General features: G+C 61.4%; 12 protein-coding genes. 3 read left to right on the top strand and 9 right to left on the bottom strand.

The window, feature by feature from the left end:
* Nucleotides 1-38: 38 nt before the first annotated feature.
* From AC6I97_RS10245 to AC6I97_RS10235, 3 genes are read right to left on the bottom strand one after another with little or no spacing between them, the layout of a single operon-like run.
* Nucleotides 39-467 carry an HIT family protein gene (locus tag AC6I97_RS10245; RefSeq protein ID WP_224088005.1) on the bottom strand — a complete coding sequence of 143 codons (429 nt, stop codon included), beginning with the start codon at nucleotides 465-467 and terminating at the stop codon, nucleotides 39-41.
* Entirely contained in the window at nucleotides 464-1,684 is a 1,221-nt protein-coding gene (locus AC6I97_RS10240) for an NAD(P)-dependent alcohol dehydrogenase (RefSeq protein ID WP_497944829.1), read from the bottom strand. Before AC6I97_RS10240 ends, AC6I97_RS10245 begins: the two co-directional genes overlap by 4 nt.
* The gene (locus AC6I97_RS10235; protein ID WP_497944828.1) at nucleotides 1,681-2,610 is read right to left on the bottom strand and encodes a sulfurtransferase; all 930 of its coding nucleotides are present in this window, start codon (nucleotides 2,608-2,610) and stop codon (nucleotides 1,681-1,683) included. Before AC6I97_RS10235 ends, AC6I97_RS10240 begins: the two co-directional genes overlap by 4 nt.
* A 97-nt stretch (nucleotides 2,611-2,707) precedes the next feature.
* Between AC6I97_RS10235 and AC6I97_RS10230 the strand changes: the two genes are divergently transcribed.
* Complete coding sequence (locus AC6I97_RS10230; protein WP_497944827.1) at nucleotides 2,708-3,790, top strand: PLP-dependent cysteine synthase family protein; 1,083 nt, start codon at nucleotides 2,708-2,710, stop codon at nucleotides 3,788-3,790.
* Here the strand turns inward: AC6I97_RS10230 and AC6I97_RS10225 are convergent.
* Nucleotides 3,787-4,476 (bottom strand): MBL fold metallo-hydrolase, encoded by a 690-nt coding sequence (locus AC6I97_RS10225; protein ID WP_497944826.1) that lies wholly within the window; start codon nucleotides 4,474-4,476, stop codon nucleotides 3,787-3,789. The two genes, AC6I97_RS10230 and AC6I97_RS10225, sit on opposite strands and share 4 nt — an antisense overlap.
* Before the next feature lie 94 nt (nucleotides 4,477-4,570).
* Between AC6I97_RS10225 and AC6I97_RS10220 the strand changes: the two genes are divergently transcribed.
* On the top strand, nucleotides 4,571-5,038 hold the full coding sequence (locus AC6I97_RS10220; protein WP_224164705.1) for a Fur family transcriptional regulator: 468 nt from the start codon (nucleotides 4,571-4,573) through the stop codon (nucleotides 5,036-5,038).
* Here the strand turns inward: AC6I97_RS10220 and AC6I97_RS10215 are convergent.
* From AC6I97_RS10215 to AC6I97_RS10195, 5 genes are all read right to left on the bottom strand, one after another.
* Complete coding sequence (locus tag AC6I97_RS10215; RefSeq protein WP_497944825.1) at nucleotides 5,035-5,925, bottom strand: metal ABC transporter permease; 891 nt, start codon at nucleotides 5,923-5,925, stop codon at nucleotides 5,035-5,037. The genes AC6I97_RS10220 and AC6I97_RS10215 overlap by 4 nt on opposite strands.
* Nucleotides 5,926-6,759, bottom strand: coding sequence for a metal ABC transporter ATP-binding protein (locus tag AC6I97_RS10210; protein WP_497944824.1), 834 nt, complete (start codon nucleotides 6,757-6,759; stop codon nucleotides 5,926-5,928).
* Nucleotides 6,760-6,912: 153 nt separating this feature from the next.
* Nucleotides 6,913-7,863 (bottom strand): metal ABC transporter solute-binding protein, Zn/Mn family, encoded by a 951-nt coding sequence (locus AC6I97_RS10205; protein ID WP_497944823.1) that lies wholly within the window; start codon nucleotides 7,861-7,863, stop codon nucleotides 6,913-6,915.
* Between the two features lie 155 nt (nucleotides 7,864-8,018).
* Nucleotides 8,019-9,092: a hemolysin family protein gene (locus AC6I97_RS10200; RefSeq protein WP_497944822.1), complete on the bottom strand. Its 1,074-nt coding sequence runs from the start codon at nucleotides 9,090-9,092 to the stop codon at nucleotides 8,019-8,021.
* Nucleotides 9,089-10,441: a hemolysin family protein gene (locus AC6I97_RS10195; protein ID WP_224164710.1), complete on the bottom strand. Its 1,353-nt coding sequence runs from the start codon at nucleotides 10,439-10,441 to the stop codon at nucleotides 9,089-9,091. The genes AC6I97_RS10200 and AC6I97_RS10195 overlap by 4 nt, the downstream gene beginning before the upstream one ends.
* 487 nt (nucleotides 10,442-10,928) lie before the next feature.
* Here AC6I97_RS10195 and AC6I97_RS10190 point away from each other — a divergent pair, with 487 nt between their 5' ends.
* On the top strand, nucleotides 10,929-14,747 hold the full coding sequence (locus tag AC6I97_RS10190) for a multifunctional oxoglutarate decarboxylase/oxoglutarate dehydrogenase thiamine pyrophosphate-binding subunit/dihydrolipoyllysine-residue succinyltransferase subunit (RefSeq protein ID WP_309928917.1): 3,819 nt from the start codon (nucleotides 10,929-10,931) through the stop codon (nucleotides 14,745-14,747).
* Nucleotides 14,748-14,765 lie beyond the last annotated feature (18 nt).

Here is a 14,765-nt window from a genome sequence, read left to right as displayed (position 1 = left end):
GCTGATTCAGCACCGCCGGTTTAACTTGTCTGGAAGGCTTAGTCCTCGGGAACGAAGCTCTCATGGCCGGCCGCCCGCAAGGCCGCACGGAGCTTCACAGCCGTGGCATCCATGACGGCAGGATCCGGATTGTGGTCCACGTTGTGTACCTCAAAGTCCGCCATCGAATAGGCGGGCCAGATGTGCACGTGCAAGTGGTCCACCTCGAAGCCTTCCATCAGGACACCCACCCGCTTGGCGCTGAAAAGATCTTCCTGGACCTTCCCGATCCTCTGGGCAACATCCATGACCTTGGCCAAAAGCTCCGGGCTGGCATGCGTCCACGAATCCACTTCCTCACGAGGTACCACCAGTGTGTGGCCCGGCGTGATCGGAGCGATTGTCAGGAAGGCCACAACGTCCTCGTCCTTCCACACGAAACGGCCCGGGATTTCCCCGTTGATGATCCTGGTGAACAGCGTGCTCATGCATCTGCCCTTTCTGACGGTTCCTGAAGTGTTGCGGTGTCCAATACAAATCGGTACTTCACGTCGCCGGCCACCATACGGTCATAGGCCTCATTGAGTTGTTCGGCCCCGACGACCTCAATCTCGCTGGCAACTCCATGCGCGGCGCAGAAATCAAGCATTTCCTGGGTTTCGCCGATCCCGCCAATCAGTGAACCTGCATAGGCCAGGCGTCGGCGTATGAGGAGCCCCGGGCTGACAGGCGGCATGTCATCGGCAGGGAGCCCAAGCTGGAAGAGCGCCCCATCAAGCCGCAGCGTGCGGAAGTAGGGGTTGAGATCGTGCGGTGCGGCAACGGTGTCAATGATGACATCGATGCTGCGGTTGGCACCCGCCATGGCCTCAGCGTCCTTGGATAACACCACGTGGTCCGCTCCCAAATCCCGGGCGGCGCCGAACTTCGCTTCAGAGGTGGTGAACACCGTGACCTCAGCGCCCATGGCCTTGGCGATCTTGACGGCCATGTGGCCCAAGCCGCCCAGCCCCACTACTCCCACCGAATCCCCCTCTTCAACCTCGAAATACCTCAACGGCGAATACGTGGTGATCCCGGCGCACAAGAGCGGGGCGGCAGCCGCTGCGTCCAGGGCTTCAGGGATACGCAGCACGAAGCGACGGTCAACCACAACCGACGTCGAATATCCTCCTTGGGTTATTGCTCCGCCATTGCGTGGGTCCGCAACTCCGTAGGTGCCAACATTGCCCCGCTCGCAATACTGCTCCAGTCCCTCCAAGCAGCTCCCGCACTCGCGGCAGGAATCCACCAGGCAGCCAACGCCGACGCGGTCACCAGGTGCGAAATTCTGCACGGCAGCACCCACCCGCGTTACCCGGCCGACGATTTCATGGCCTGGAACCAGCGGATAATGCGGCAAACGCCATTCCCCACGTGTTGCATGAACATCCGAGTGGCAAAGCCCGCAAAAATCGATCGCGATCTCCACATCGTCTTCCTTGGGCGCACGGCGCGCGACCGTCAGAGGTACCAACCCACTGTCCGGGGAAGTGGCGCCAAACGCGGCCGCAAGTGTGGATCCTGCCGATTCCGATGACTGCGAATAAGCAGGCTTCACTGTCTCCACGGGAATTGGCTTAGCTGTATCCAATGGACTTGGCTTCGCTGTATCCAATGGAATTGGCTTCGCCAGGGGCGGGGGCACGGGACGTCCAGGGGTCATGATCCGACGCTACTCCGGGCAGCGGTGCTCGTGCCACTTTGGCCGTGCGGGCCAGGCGAATCCCCTGCGTCCCCTACATATTCGTCCTCGAACGGTTCACTGCCAACGGCCACGGGATTTGCGGCATTGTTCGACCATTGCGAGAACGACCCAGGGAAGAGCGCCGCGGTGTATCCGGCAATTTCCAGGGCGGCAACCTGGTGCGCAGCCGTGACGCCGGAGCCGCAATAGACGGCGACGTTGCCCGGACCATCGGCTCCCAAGCCAGTGAAGCGCCTGCGCAGTTCCTCCGCTGGGAGGAACTTGCCTTCCGCGGTGAGGTTCTCGGTGGTCGGTGCGCTGACCGCGCCAGGAATATGTCCGGCGCGGGGGTCGATCGGCTCGATTTCGCCCCTGTAACGTTCCCCGGCGCGTGCATCAAGCAATACGCCCTGCTCATGCCAGTGCGCAGCATCCTCCTCGGTGATCGTGGGCATTCTGCCGTCGTTCAGAGTGATATTCCCGACGGCGGGCGTCACCTCGCCTGCCTCCAGAGGGTGACCTGCCGAGCGCCAGGCGGCCAGTCCGCCATCGAGCAGGTAGACGGTTTCCACGCCTGCATTCCTCAGCATCCACCAAGCGCGGGCAGCGGCCATACTGCCGCTGTTGTCGTAGGCAACCACGGTGTCGCCATCGTTGATCCCCCAGCGCCGCGCGGCAAGCTGGAAGCGATCAATAGAGGGAAGGGGATGCCGGCCCAGGGCAGGCTGTGCGTGGTCCGCAAGTTCACTGGGCAGGTCCACGAAAACCGCTCCTGGCAGGTGGCCTTCCAAGTATTGGCTGTGCCCATCCGTCCTGCCCAGGACCCAACGCACGTCCAGGAGCACGGTGTGCTCCCCCGCCGCGAGCCGCCGGTGTACTTCGGACGCGTCCATCAGAATGGTCATCTGCTCTCCTTCAGCTAAGCCTGCGTGGGTGCTCTGCTACCCATGCCACTCATCCAGCCTAGTCTTGCCTTCCATACCCCGCCGGTACGCTTGTCCGGTGAGCAATTCGTGCATTCAGGACAGGGCTTGGGCCAGCGAGGCCATCCGCAAGATCGAAGCTGAGAACAATCGTTCGGCAGATACGCACCTCTACGCAGTCCCACTGCCCGAATATTGGGGAGTCCAGCTCTACCTCAAGGATGAGTCGACACACCGATCAGGCAGCCTCAAACATCGCCTGGCCCGTTCTCTGTTCCTCTACGGCCTGGTTAATGGCTGGATCACGGAGGGCACCACTATCGTGGAAGCCTCCAGTGGCAGCACGGCGGTCTCCGAAGCGTACTTCGCCAGGCTCATTGGCCTGCCGTTCATCGCTGTCATGACCAAGACCACCAGCCCGGAAAAGATCGCCCTCATCGAGGAATTCGGGGGCGCCTGCCTCCTTGTGGACCACGCTTCAGAGGTATACGCCGTGGCGGAGGAGACAGCGAAAACGTCCGGCGGCTACTACATGGACCAATTCACCTTCGCCGAGCGCGCCACGGACTGGAGGGGCAACAACAACATCGCCGAATCAATCTTCCAGCAGCTCTCCCTCGAAGAGCATCCGGTTCCCGAGTGGATTGTGGTGGGCGCAGGAACCGGCGGCACAAGCGCAACCATAGGTCGATACCTGCGATACAACAGGCACAGCACCTGCCTTGCCGTGGTGGACCCGGAGAACTCTGCTTTTTACCCGGCCTGGCGGGATGGGAATGCTGCCGCCGCCACGGGATTGCCGTCCCGGATCGAAGGCATAGGCCGTCCCCGCGCGGAGCCGAGCTTCGTCCCGGCTGTCATCGATCACATGATCCAGGTCCCGGACGCAGCCTCTGTGGCAGCCATGCGGCACCTGCGTAAGCTCACTGGATTGCATGCAGGACCCTCCACGGGAACCAATCTTTGGGGCGTCTGGCAACTCGTGGCCCGGATGGTCTCGGAAGGGCGGAAGGGAAGCATCGTCTCGCTCATGTGCGACGGCGGCGATCGCTATGCGGGGAGCTATAACGACGCCGCTTGGCTGGCCAGCAAAGGGCTGGACCCCGCGCCGTACGAAGCGGTCCTTGACCACTTCCACGAAACCGGGACGTGGACCGGCTAAACCTCTACTGACTCCAGGGGTGCGAGTCGCGTGTAGGCGGTTCCGTAGCGGGCACCGATGCGGGTGACGTGGCCTTCCACGATCCCCCGGCCCAGCTCGTTAAGCAGGCCATCATGGACGGGGAACGCTTTGGGCGCGCGCACCGAGATAACAAAGTCCACCACTTCCCCCACTTTGGACCAGGGCGCATGGATGGGCACCAGGAGCGTCTGGACGTTGATTCCGTCCGGAACCACGAATGAGTCACCCGGGTGGAAGACGTTCCCATCCACCAGGTAACCGATGTTGGACACCACGGGAATCTGGGCATGGATGACGGCATGCTGGCCACCGAAGGTTCGCACCTGGAACCCCGCAGCCTCGAAACCGGATCCCGGTTCGACGATATGGATCCGCTTGGCCACGGTGTCCGATCCAGCGTCGGATCCAGTTGCGTCGCCCTCTGCGGCCTCAGTAAGGGACTTTGCAACACCTGCCGGCGCATAGACCTCAAGCGCAGAGTTGCTGCGCAGGGCCGCAAGCACGGCCGGCCGATCAATATGGTCGTTGTGCTCATGCGTTACAAGGACAGCGTGCGCACCTGCCAACGCTTCTTCGGACTCGGAGAACGTGCCGGGATCGATGACCAGGACCCGCCGGTCCTTCTCCAGCCGGATACAGGCATGCGTGAACTTGGTGAGCTTCATGGTGACAGCCTAGGGGCGGCCGCCGACAGTTTCCAAGCCTCCCCTACTGGTAAAATTGGGGTTTGCCAGCGTTTCCAGGGAAGTGAGTCTTTCAATGCCACAAGGCACCAATTCCGTCACGAGCGGCCCAGCCTCGCCGGTGGTGACAGGCGTCAAGGAGCAGCGCGTCACCAAGCAACGCCTGGCCGTTAGCGCGGCGCTGGATGAATTGGACGACTTCGTCAGCACCCAGGAACTGTACCGCCTCCTGCAGAACAAGGGCATCTCAGTCTCCCTTGCCACTGCCTACCGCATCCTGCAGTCACTTGCCGACGACGGACTCATTGATGTCCTGCGCAACGGGGAGGGCGAAGCCGTATACCGCCGCTGCACCGTCACTGGACACCATCACCATCTGCTCTGCAGGAACTGCGGCAAGGCTGTGGAAGTTGAAGCCCCGGCGGTTGAGACCTGGGCGGCCCGAACAGCCGCCGAGCATGGTTTCACCGAGGTGGCGCACACCGTGGAAATCTTTGGACTATGCCCTGAATGCACTGCCAGGAAGGCCGCCGGAAAGCTCTAAAGGGCGCCGGCAGGCTGCTCCCGTGAGACGCGGCCATTGAGGCCACGGTTGGCCCGCACCCGCCCGATCACGCGGCACACCACGTAAATAAGGAATGACAACGTGGTGACATAGGGGCTGATCGGTATCCGGCTGCCAAGGGCAAGCAGAATTCCACCGACAGTAGCGGCGGTCGCGAACACAACGCTCAAAAGCACCACCAGGCGTGGTGACGTGGTAACCCGCAGTGCGGCAGCGGCCGGTGTGATAAGCAGCGCCAAAACCAGCAGTGCGCCGACAATCTGGATGGACAAAGCCACACTGACCCCCAGCAGCACCATGAAGCCGATCGCCAGGCCCCGAACGGGAACACCGCGGGCTTCAGCCATTTCAGGGTCCACGCTGGCAAAACTGAGCGGGCGCCAGATTGCCCCGAGGGCAATCATCACCAGGACAGCCGTTCCCGCGAGTGCCTGGAGCTGGACAGTATCCACGGAAACGATCTGGCCGGTGAGCAGTCCGAATTTGTTTGCGGCGCGGCCCTCGTACAGGGCAAGGAACAAGATGCCCAGGCCAAGCCCGAACGGCATGATCACGCCGATGATCGAGTTCTTGTCCCGGGCCCTGACACCCATCAGTCCCAGCAGCAGTGCCGCAGCCACCGAGCCGATCAGCGAGCCGAAAATGATATCGGCACCGATCAGCAGGGCAAAAGCGGCACCCGCAAAGGACAGCTCAGAGATGCCATGGACGGCGAACGCCAAGTCCCGCTTCATCACGAACGTGCCGACGAGTCCGCCTAGAAGTCCCAGGACAGCCCCGGCCCAAATGGAGTTTTGAACCAGTGCCAACAATTCGCCATAGTTCTCGAAGTTGAAGATGGTCTGCAGGATTCCGTTGAGGTCCATTTAGAACTCCTGCCCAGCCGTGGCGTGCGCGTCGTCGTGGAAGTGCGTGGTCGCGTCCGGAAGCCCGACGACGACGATCCTTCCGTTGGTATGGATAACTTCCACGTGGCTGTTGTAAAGCTCGGACAAAACTTCGGTGGTCATGACTTCCTGTGGCGTCCCGACGCGGAAATGGCCGCCGGCCAGGTAGAGCACCCGATCAACGTAGTCGATCACAGGATTGATTTCGTGGGTTACGAAAACGACGGCACTGTTCCGGGCGTGGCATTGTTCGTTGATGAGTGAACTGACGCCCTGCTGATGATGCAGGTCCAAAGACAGCAACGGTTCATCGCATAGGAGTACCTGGGGTTCCGTGGCCAGGGCCTGGGCCACACGAAGCCGTTGTTGCTCTCCACCTGACAACTGCCCCACGGGCACTTTCGCATAGTCCGAGGCTCCCACCAGCTCCAGCAGTTCATCTACCCGCTGGTTTACTTTCCTTGAAGCCAGCCGCATACCCCACCGGTGGCCGTCAATGCCCAGCCCTACCAGGTCGCGTGCACGCAAAGGCGTATCCGGCGCAAAGGACTTTTGTTGGGGGATGTAACCGATCCGTTTGCTGCCCCGCTCCACCGGATGTCCGCCCAACGCAACCGTTCCTGACTTCAGTTCCTGAAGCCCCAGGAGGACCTTCAGGAAGCTGGTCTTGCCGCTTCCGTTGGGCCCGAGGACGGCAAAGAACTCCCCCGGATGAATATCGAGATCAAGATCGCGCCAGAGTGTCCTCTTGCCGAACTGAAGGCTCGCTCCGCGGAGGCTCACTACGGGTGTCAAAAGTTGTCCTCGATTCATGCGTTGCTGGGGAACGCAACTAGTGGTGGCACCTTGGAGTGGCGCCTGTGCTGGTGCAGGATTCTGTGCTGGTGAGAGACAGAGGGCCCCGCAGCCATCCTGAATATCTTAGGACGCCGACGGGGCCCCCACCGCAATGGGATGTCAGGAAATCTACTTCTTGAGCGCTGCCGTGATGGATTCCACGTTGTCGGTCATCCACTGCACGTAGTCCTTGCCTTCCGGCAAGGTTTCGGTGAAGTTCACTACGGGCACGCCCGCAGTCTCGGCAGCCCGCTTTACAGATTCGGTCTGAGGCCCTTCCGTCTGTTCGTTGTACGCCAGCAGCCGGACACCGCCGGAGCCCACCAGGTCCGTCGTTTCCTTCAGGACCGACGCCGGGACATCGGTTCCTTCTTCAATCGCTGCACTGTAAGCTTCCGGAGTCTTGTTCTCCAGCCCGGCCGCTGCAAGCAGGTACAAAGGAACGGGTTCAGTGATCGCCACAGGAGTGTGGTCGTTGCCTTCCTTCAGGGCTGCAAGCTTCCCGTTGAGCTCTGTCAGCTTCGCCTTGAACGTGTTGGCGTTGGCGGTGAAGGTCGAAGCAGATGCAGCGTCCAGGCTGCTGAGCTTGCTGGCCACAGCGTCAGCGAATTTGCCCATCGTGTCCAGGCTGTACCAGACGTGCTCGTTGAACTCACCGTGGTCATGGTTGTGGCCCTCTTCGGAGGACGCGGCTTCGCTGTGGCTTTCCTCTTCCGGAGCCAACCCCGAGACCTCAACGGCGCTGATCATATTTTCGTGGCCGACGTTGGTCTCATCGGCAATTTTGTGGAGGAATTCGTCATAGCCTCCGCCGTTCTCCACCACGAGCTTGGCTTTGGAGATGACCAGCTTGTCTTGCGCACTGGCTTCGTAGGAATGCGGGTCCTGGCTCGTCTTGGTGATGATCGCGTTCACGTTGACCTTGTCCCCGCCAATGGCCTTCACGACGGCTCCGTAAACATTCGTGGAGGTCACCACTTCAATGGCGCCTGACGACGAAGACGGGGCTCCTGCCCCGGCGCTGCCGGCACAGGATGAAAGCAACAGGGCGGCGAGGCCGACTGAAGCGGCCATTGACATGCGGGCGACAGAACGACGCACGGAAACCTCGGATCTACTCAAATGAGAATCAAAAACATTTACTAGGTGGTTTCAGTCTAGCCCTAAATGGGAATGATTCCTATTTAGAAGGGCTGGCACCGACCAACCGGGTCGGCGCCAGCCACAATTTCCCGCTATTGCTGGGTCTGCGGACCACCCAGACGGCGGATCCCCGTCGCTTGGGTAGCATCGCGGATCTCGCCCACCAACTGCTCGATCACGTCCTCAAGGAACAACACGCCCTGTGTAGCGCCACCCGGTCCCACAACACGGGCGAGATGCGAGCCGGTCCGCTGCATCACAGACATCGCCTGTTCAATCTCATCCTCCGGCGAGAGGTTCGCCAAAGAACGGATACGCCCCTCGGCAATCGGATGGCGGCGACCCTCCTCAGGTATGGAGAGGATGTCCTTGACGTGCAGGTATCCGGCGAGTTCGCCGTCGTCGTCCACCATGGGAAAACGCGAGAAGCCGGTACGGCTGACCGCCTTCTCCAACTCAACGGGAGTCGACGCTGTCCTCAGGACCACCAGCTTGTCCAACGGAACCATGATGTGCGAGGCCGTGTGTTCAGAGAACTCCAGGGCACCGCTGAGCAAGCCGGCGTCATCGTCCACCAGGCCATGCCGTGTGGATTCCTGCACAATCGACTGGACTTCCTCAAGGGTGAATGACGATGACACTTCGTCCTTGGGCTCGATCTTCATCAATCGGAGGATGTGGTTCGCAAGCCAGTTAAGGGTCCAGATCACCGGTTTGACCAGGCGGCTGATAAACACCAGCGGCGGCGCCAACAGCAGTGCCGCCTTGTCCGCTAAGGACACCGAGATGTTCTTGGGGACCATCTCTCCGAACGTCACATGCAGGAACGTGACAAAGAGGAGTGCAATGGCAAAGGCGATGACATCTGCCAGCTCCATCGGGACGCCAACCATTTCAAGCGGCTCCGCCAACAAGTGGTGGATAGCCGGCTCGGCAACCTGAAGAATCAAGAGCGAGCACACGGTGATGCCCAACTGCGCGCAGGCCAGCATCAAGGACACACTTTCCATGGCCTGCAACGTAGTTTGCGCGCGCTTTGACCCAGCTTGGGCCAGAGGCTCAATCTGGCTGCGGCGTGCGGACATGACCGCGAATTCCGCACCCACGAAGAAAGCATTGCCGATCAAAAGAAACACGAGCCAGGCAATTCCTGCCCAGTCACTCATACGGCACCTGCTTCGTGGCGGTCATTCTGCGTGTCCTCAAGCGTCGCTTCATCTTCTTCAATGTGGTGGAAGCAGATCCGGTCAATTCTCCGACCGTCCATGCGGGTCACGGTCAGCGTGCCGCCGCCGGCCTGCACCACATCACCCACCTTCGCAATACGCCCAAGCTTGCTCATCACATAACCGCCCACAGTTTCGTAGGCGGGCTCATCGGGAACACTCAGGTTGGGGATTTGTTCGGACACCTCATCCGGCCTCAGGAGGCCAGGGAAGTACCAGTCGCCGGATGCGCTTTGCAAAAGTCCGGGGCGGACCCTGTCGTGTTCGTCCGAGACCTCCCCAACGATCTCCTCAACCAGGTCCTCGAGGGTTGCAATCCCGGCGGTGCCACCATATTCATCAAGAACGACAGCCAGTTGGAGGTTTCCTTCGCGCAATTCGGAGAGGAGGGCATCCAGGTGGATGGTCTCAGGAACACGAAGTACGTCCGTCATGATCGCCCCGGCCTGAAGCTTCGCCCGACGATCTGCAGGCACGGCCACTGCTTTCTTGATATGAACCACGCCGCGGATGTCGTCGGCCGAATCACCAATCACCGGGAAACGGGAGTATCCGGTCCGCCGCGCGGCATCGAGGATGTCGCTCACCGGCTGGTCGGCATCAATCGTTTCCATCCGGATGCGCGGCGTCATGACGTCCGCTGCAGTGCGTCCCGAGAAATTCAGGGTTCGCGCCACGAAGTTTGCGGTGCCGGCATCGAGCGTGCCCAGCTCAGCAGAGCGCCGGACGAGGGAAGCCAGCTCGGCCGGAGTGCGGGCTCCCGAGATTTCCTCTTTCGCTTCCAGTCCAAACAGGTTCAGCACCTTATTGGAGAAGCCATTGAGCACCACGATCGCCGGCTTGAAGACGGCAGTGAAAATGAGCTGCGCACGGGCAAGCCTCTTGCCCAGCGGGAATGCCAGGGCGATGGCCATGTTCTTGGGCACCAGCTCGCCCAGGAGCATCGACAACAGGGTGGCGAACGCCATCGCTACAACCAGGGCTATGGAGTGTGCGACTTCCAGACTGAGGCCAAGCAGGCCCAGAGGAGCCACAAGCAGCTGTCCCACAGATGGCTCCATGACGAAACCTGTCAGGAGGGTGGTCATCGTAATGCCAAGTTGGCAGCTGGAAAGCTGGGTGGACAGGGACTTCAAGCATTTCAGGAGCGGAGCTGCGGCGTGGTCGCCGTTGTCGACTGCGCGCTGAACGCTTGCCTGGTCCAGGGCGACCAAGGAAAATTCAACTGCTACAAAGAAGCCGGTGCCAAGAATCAGGGCAAAGCCGGCAAGGAGAAGGACCCATTCCACTTAGCGCATCCCTCCAAGGGCAGGCGCTTGCAGTTTGGAAGTTCCGCTGAAGGGGGAGATTCGCCCCGGCGGAGGCTGATCGGGGGCCGCAGACGCATGGTCCGTGGCGCCACCGGCTCGGAAGGCCGGCGCGTGATGGGCATGTGAACGGGTGTTGCCGGCTCGAGGGGCGCGCTGTGCGGAGTTGCCTGATCGGCTCCCCCGACAGTTCCCAGGCCGGCACCTAGATTTACTGTCCATAAGGGTTTCAGTCTACAGGGCAGGTCCCGCGGGCCCATGCAGTGCCCACGCGCTTGAAGGAAAATGCAGTGCCTCGGCATTACGTCGGCTTCAACATGATTTAGGTCACCACTATTGGCAGTTAACCAACGATCCTAACTAGACTGACAAAGGTCTGAGTTCGCGGGACCCGGACCCTGGTGCATCGTTGCGGAAAAGCAACCTTGGCCAGCGGGAAATCAAAACTCATGGAAGAGGCGTATTTCAAGTGCCAGAGCAGCCCAGCCACCGTCTACCAGAGGAATTTGGCGGAAACGAGTGGCTCGTTGACGAACTGTACGAGCGGTACCAGCAGGACAAGAATTCGGTCGACGCCAAGTGGTGGCCGCTCTTCGAATCCTTCGATACCGGTGACGGCACTTCTTCCAACGGAACCTCCGCAGCCCCAGCCGCTGCCAATCCCCCCACCCAAGTACTTCCCGTCGTAGCTCCGGCTGAGGCTGCACCGGCACCGGCGCCGGCTGCTCCCGAAGCTGCCCCTGCGACCACCCCTGCCGCGGCTGCTTCCGGTGAAGCGGCGGTTGCGGCTCCGGCGAAGAAAGCCCCGGCTACGGTTGCCAAGGACGGAGCAAAGAAGCCCGTCGGCGGCAACGCCGCACAACCGATTCCTGCCCAGCTGCCCAAGAGCACCAAGGCGCCCACCGCTCCTGAAGAAGACGTCGTTTCCGTCCTCCGCGGACCGGCCAAGGCCATCGCTACCAACATGGTGACCAGCCTTGAAGTGCCTACCGCCACGAGCGTCCGCGCAGTTCCTGCCAAGCTGCTGATCGACAACCGCGTCGTCATCAACTCCAACCTTGCACGTGCCCGCGGCGGCAAGGTGTCCTTCACGCACCTCATCGGCTACGCAGTAGTCCGCGCGCTCTCCCAGTTCCCGTCGATGAACGTCTACTATGACGAAATTGATGGCAAGCCGAGCGCCGTCCAGCCTGCCCACGTCAACTTCGGCATCGCCATTGACATGCCCAAGCCCGATGGCACCCGCCTCCTGATGGTTCCCAACATCAAGAAGGCTGAGACCATGGACTTTGCAGAGTTCTGGCACACCTATGAGGACCTCATCAAGCGAGCCCGCAACGGCAAGCTCACGGCTGACGACCACGCCGGCACCACGGTCTCCCTGACCAACCCGGGCGGCATTGGCACCGTTCACTCAGTGCCGCGTCTGTCCAAGGGACAGGCGGCCATCATCGGCGTCGGTGCCCTTGACTACCCGGCTGAGTTCCAGGGTGCCAGCGAGAAGATCATCGCCCAGAACGCCATCAGCAAGATCCTCACGCTGACCTCCACCTACGACCACCGCGTGATCCAGGGCGCAGGCAGCGGGGAGTTCCTGAAGCTGGTCCACCAGCTCCTCCTTGGTGCGCAGAACTTCTACGACGAAATCTTTGAAGCCCTCCGCATCCCCTACGAGCCCGTCCGCTGGAGCCCTGACCTTCAGGTTGACCCCGCAGATGAGATCAACAAGGTTGCACGCATCCAGCAGCTCATCCACTCCTACCGTGTGCGTGGCCACCTCATGGCGGACACGGATCCCCTGGAATACGTACAGCGCAAGCACCCGGACCTTGACGTCCTGACCTACGGCCTGACGCTCTGGGACCTGGACCGCGAATGGCCTACGGGTGGCTTCGGCGGCAAGCCGCAGCTGAAGTTCCGCGACATCCTGGGTGTTCTCCGGGATGCCTACTGCCGCACCACGGGCATCGAATACATGCACATCCAGGAGCCGGCCGAGCGTAAGTGGTTCCAGGACCAGTTGGAGCACCCTTACTCCAAGCCGAGCCGCGAAGAGCAGCTGCGCATCGTTTCCAAGCTGAACGCAGCCGAGGCTTTCGAGACCTTCCTGCAGACCAAGTTCGTCGGGCAGAAGCGCTTCTCCCTCGAAGGCGGCGAGTCGCTTATTCCGCTCCTTGACGCTGTCATCTCGGACGCTGCCGACGACGGCCTGGACGAAGTCGCGATCGGCATGGCCCACCGTGGCCGCCTGAACGTGCTCACCAACATCGCAGGCAAGACCTACGCCCAGGTGTTCCGTGAATTCGAAGGCACGCAGGACCCGCGCTCCGTCCAGGGGTCCGGCGATGTGAAGTACCACCTCGGAACTGAAGGCACCTTTACCTCGGACAACGGCAAGCAGACAAAGGTCTACCTCGCTGCCAACCCGTCCCACCTCGAAGCAGTCGACTCCGTGCTCGAGGGCATCGTCCGCGCCAAGCAGGACCGCCTGGACCAAGGCGAGTCCTTCCCGGTCCTGCCCATCATGGTTCACGGTGACGCTGCATTCGCAGGCCAGGGTGTTGTTGCTGAAACCCTCAACCTTTCCCAGCTGCGCGGTTACCGCACGGGTGGCACCATCCACGTGATCGTGAACAACCAGGTTGGCTTCACCACGGCGCCGTCCTCTTCGCGCTCATCGACGTACTCCACGGATGTTGCCAAGATGATCCAGGCCCCCGTATTCCACGTGAATGGCGACGACCCCGAAGCCGTGGTGCGCGTTGCGCAGCTCGCCTACGAGTTCCGCCAGCGCTTCCACAAGGACGTTGTCATCGACATGGTGTGCTACCGCCGCCGTGGTCACAACGAGGGCGACGACCCCTCGATGACGCAGCCCCTGATGTACAACCTGATCGAGGCCAAGCGATCGGTACGCAAGCTGTACACGGAATCGCTGATCGGCCGTGGCGATATCACCGAGGAAGAAGCCGAGCAACTGCTCCGCGACTACCAGGAACGCCTTGAGCGGGTCTTTGCTGAGACGCATGCGGCGCAGACGTCACCCATCCCGATCATTACGGCTGACTCTGCTGCTGTCTCGGACATCGAGCGTCCAATTGCCCAGCAGGCCGACTTCGGAACCAACTCACCGGCTTCCACCGCCATCTCCCCCGAGACCCTTGCCCGCATCGGCAAGGCCCACCTGGAGATCCCTGAGGGCTTCACGGTTCACTCCAAGCTCAAGCAGCTGCTGGAGAAGCGTGAGCAAATGTCCCGTGAAGGTGGCATTGACTGGGGCTTTGGCGAGATCGCGGCCTTCGGCTCGCTGATCATGGAGGGCGTGCCCGTTCGTCTGGCCGGCCAGGACTCACGCCGCGGTACCTTCGTGCAGCGTCACGCAGTCTTCCACGACCGCGCCAATGGCAATGAATGGCTGCCCCTGGGCAACCTCTCGGACAACCAGGCCAAACTGTGGATCTATGACTCGCTGTTGTCCGAATATGCGGCCATGGGCTTTGAATATGGATACTCGGTGGAGCGTCCCGACGCCCTGGTGCTGTGGGAAGCCCAGTTCGGTGACTTCGTCAACGGCGCCCAGACCATCATTGATGAGTTCATTTCCTCCGCTGAGCAAAAGTGGGGCCAGCGTTCCTCGCTCGTCCTGATGCTGCCGCACGGCTACGAAGGCCAGGGGCCTGACCACTCATCCGCACGCATCGAGCGGTTCCTGCAGCTCTGTGCCGAGGACAACATGATCGTGGCCAACCCCACCACGGCAGCGTCGCACTTCCACCTGCTGCGCCGCCAGGCCTACAGCCGTCCCCGCAAGCCGTTGATTATCTTCACGCCGAAGCAGTTGCTGCGTCTCAAGGGCGCCGCGTCCGCCGTCGAAGACTTCACCACGGGCGGCTTCAGGCCGGTCATCAGTGATCCCGAAGTAGAGGCTGCCAACGTGGACCGGGTCATCCTGGTTTCCGGTCGCTTGTACTATGACCTCCTGTCCAACCGCCAGAAGTCCGGAGACACCTCGACTGCGATTATCCGCGTGGAACAGCTGTACCCGCTGCCGAAGGCAGAGATTGATGCAGAGCTCGCCAAGTACCCGAACGCTGATATCGTCTGGGCCCAGGACGAGCCGGCCAACCAGGGTCCGTGGCCTTTCATGGGCCTGAACCTGGCACCGGAGCTGGATCGCAAGCTCCGCCTCGTGTCGCGTCCGGCATCTGCGTCCACCGCCGCGGGCTCCATGAAGCGCCACGCTGCTGAGCAGGATGCCTTGATCAAGCAGGCGTTCGAACGCAAGTAGCCAGAAAACTGCCCGGCC

The organism is Arthrobacter sp. TmtSoilC48 (assembly GCF_059739425.1).
The sequence above is the reverse complement of the archived record's forward strand: the minus strand, read 5'-3'. Positions and strand labels throughout refer to the sequence as shown.

Excerpts from the sequence above, each read along its gene's own strand:
- AC6I97_RS10205 (WP_497944823.1), bottom strand. The coding sequence starts at position 7,863 with ATGTCAATGGCCGCTTCAGTCGGCCTCGCCGCCCTGTTGCTTTCATCC.
- AC6I97_RS10200 (WP_497944822.1), bottom strand. The coding sequence starts at position 9,092 with ATGAGTGACTGGGCAGGAATTGCCTGGCTCGTGTTTCTTTTGATCGGC.
- AC6I97_RS10225 (WP_497944826.1), bottom strand. The coding sequence starts at position 4,476 with ATGAAGCTCACCAAGTTCACGCATGCCTGTATCCGGCTGGAGAAGGAC.
- AC6I97_RS10240 (WP_497944829.1), bottom strand. The coding sequence starts at position 1,684 with ATGACCCCTGGACGTCCCGTGCCCCCGCCCCTGGCGAAGCCAATTCCA.
- AC6I97_RS10235 (WP_497944828.1), bottom strand. The coding sequence starts at position 2,610 with ATGACCATTCTGATGGACGCGTCCGAAGTACACCGGCGGCTCGCGGCG.
- AC6I97_RS10215 (WP_497944825.1), bottom strand. The coding sequence starts at position 5,925 with ATGGACCTCAACGGAATCCTGCAGACCATCTTCAACTTCGAGAACTAT.
- AC6I97_RS10210 (WP_497944824.1), bottom strand. The coding sequence starts at position 6,759 with ATGAATCGAGGACAACTTTTGACACCCGTAGTGAGCCTCCGCGGAGCG.
- AC6I97_RS10245 (WP_224088005.1), bottom strand. The coding sequence starts at position 467 with ATGAGCACGCTGTTCACCAGGATCATCAACGGGGAAATCCCGGGCCGT.
- AC6I97_RS10220 (WP_224164705.1), top strand. The coding sequence starts at position 4,571 with ATGCCACAAGGCACCAATTCCGTCACGAGCGGCCCAGCCTCGCCGGTG.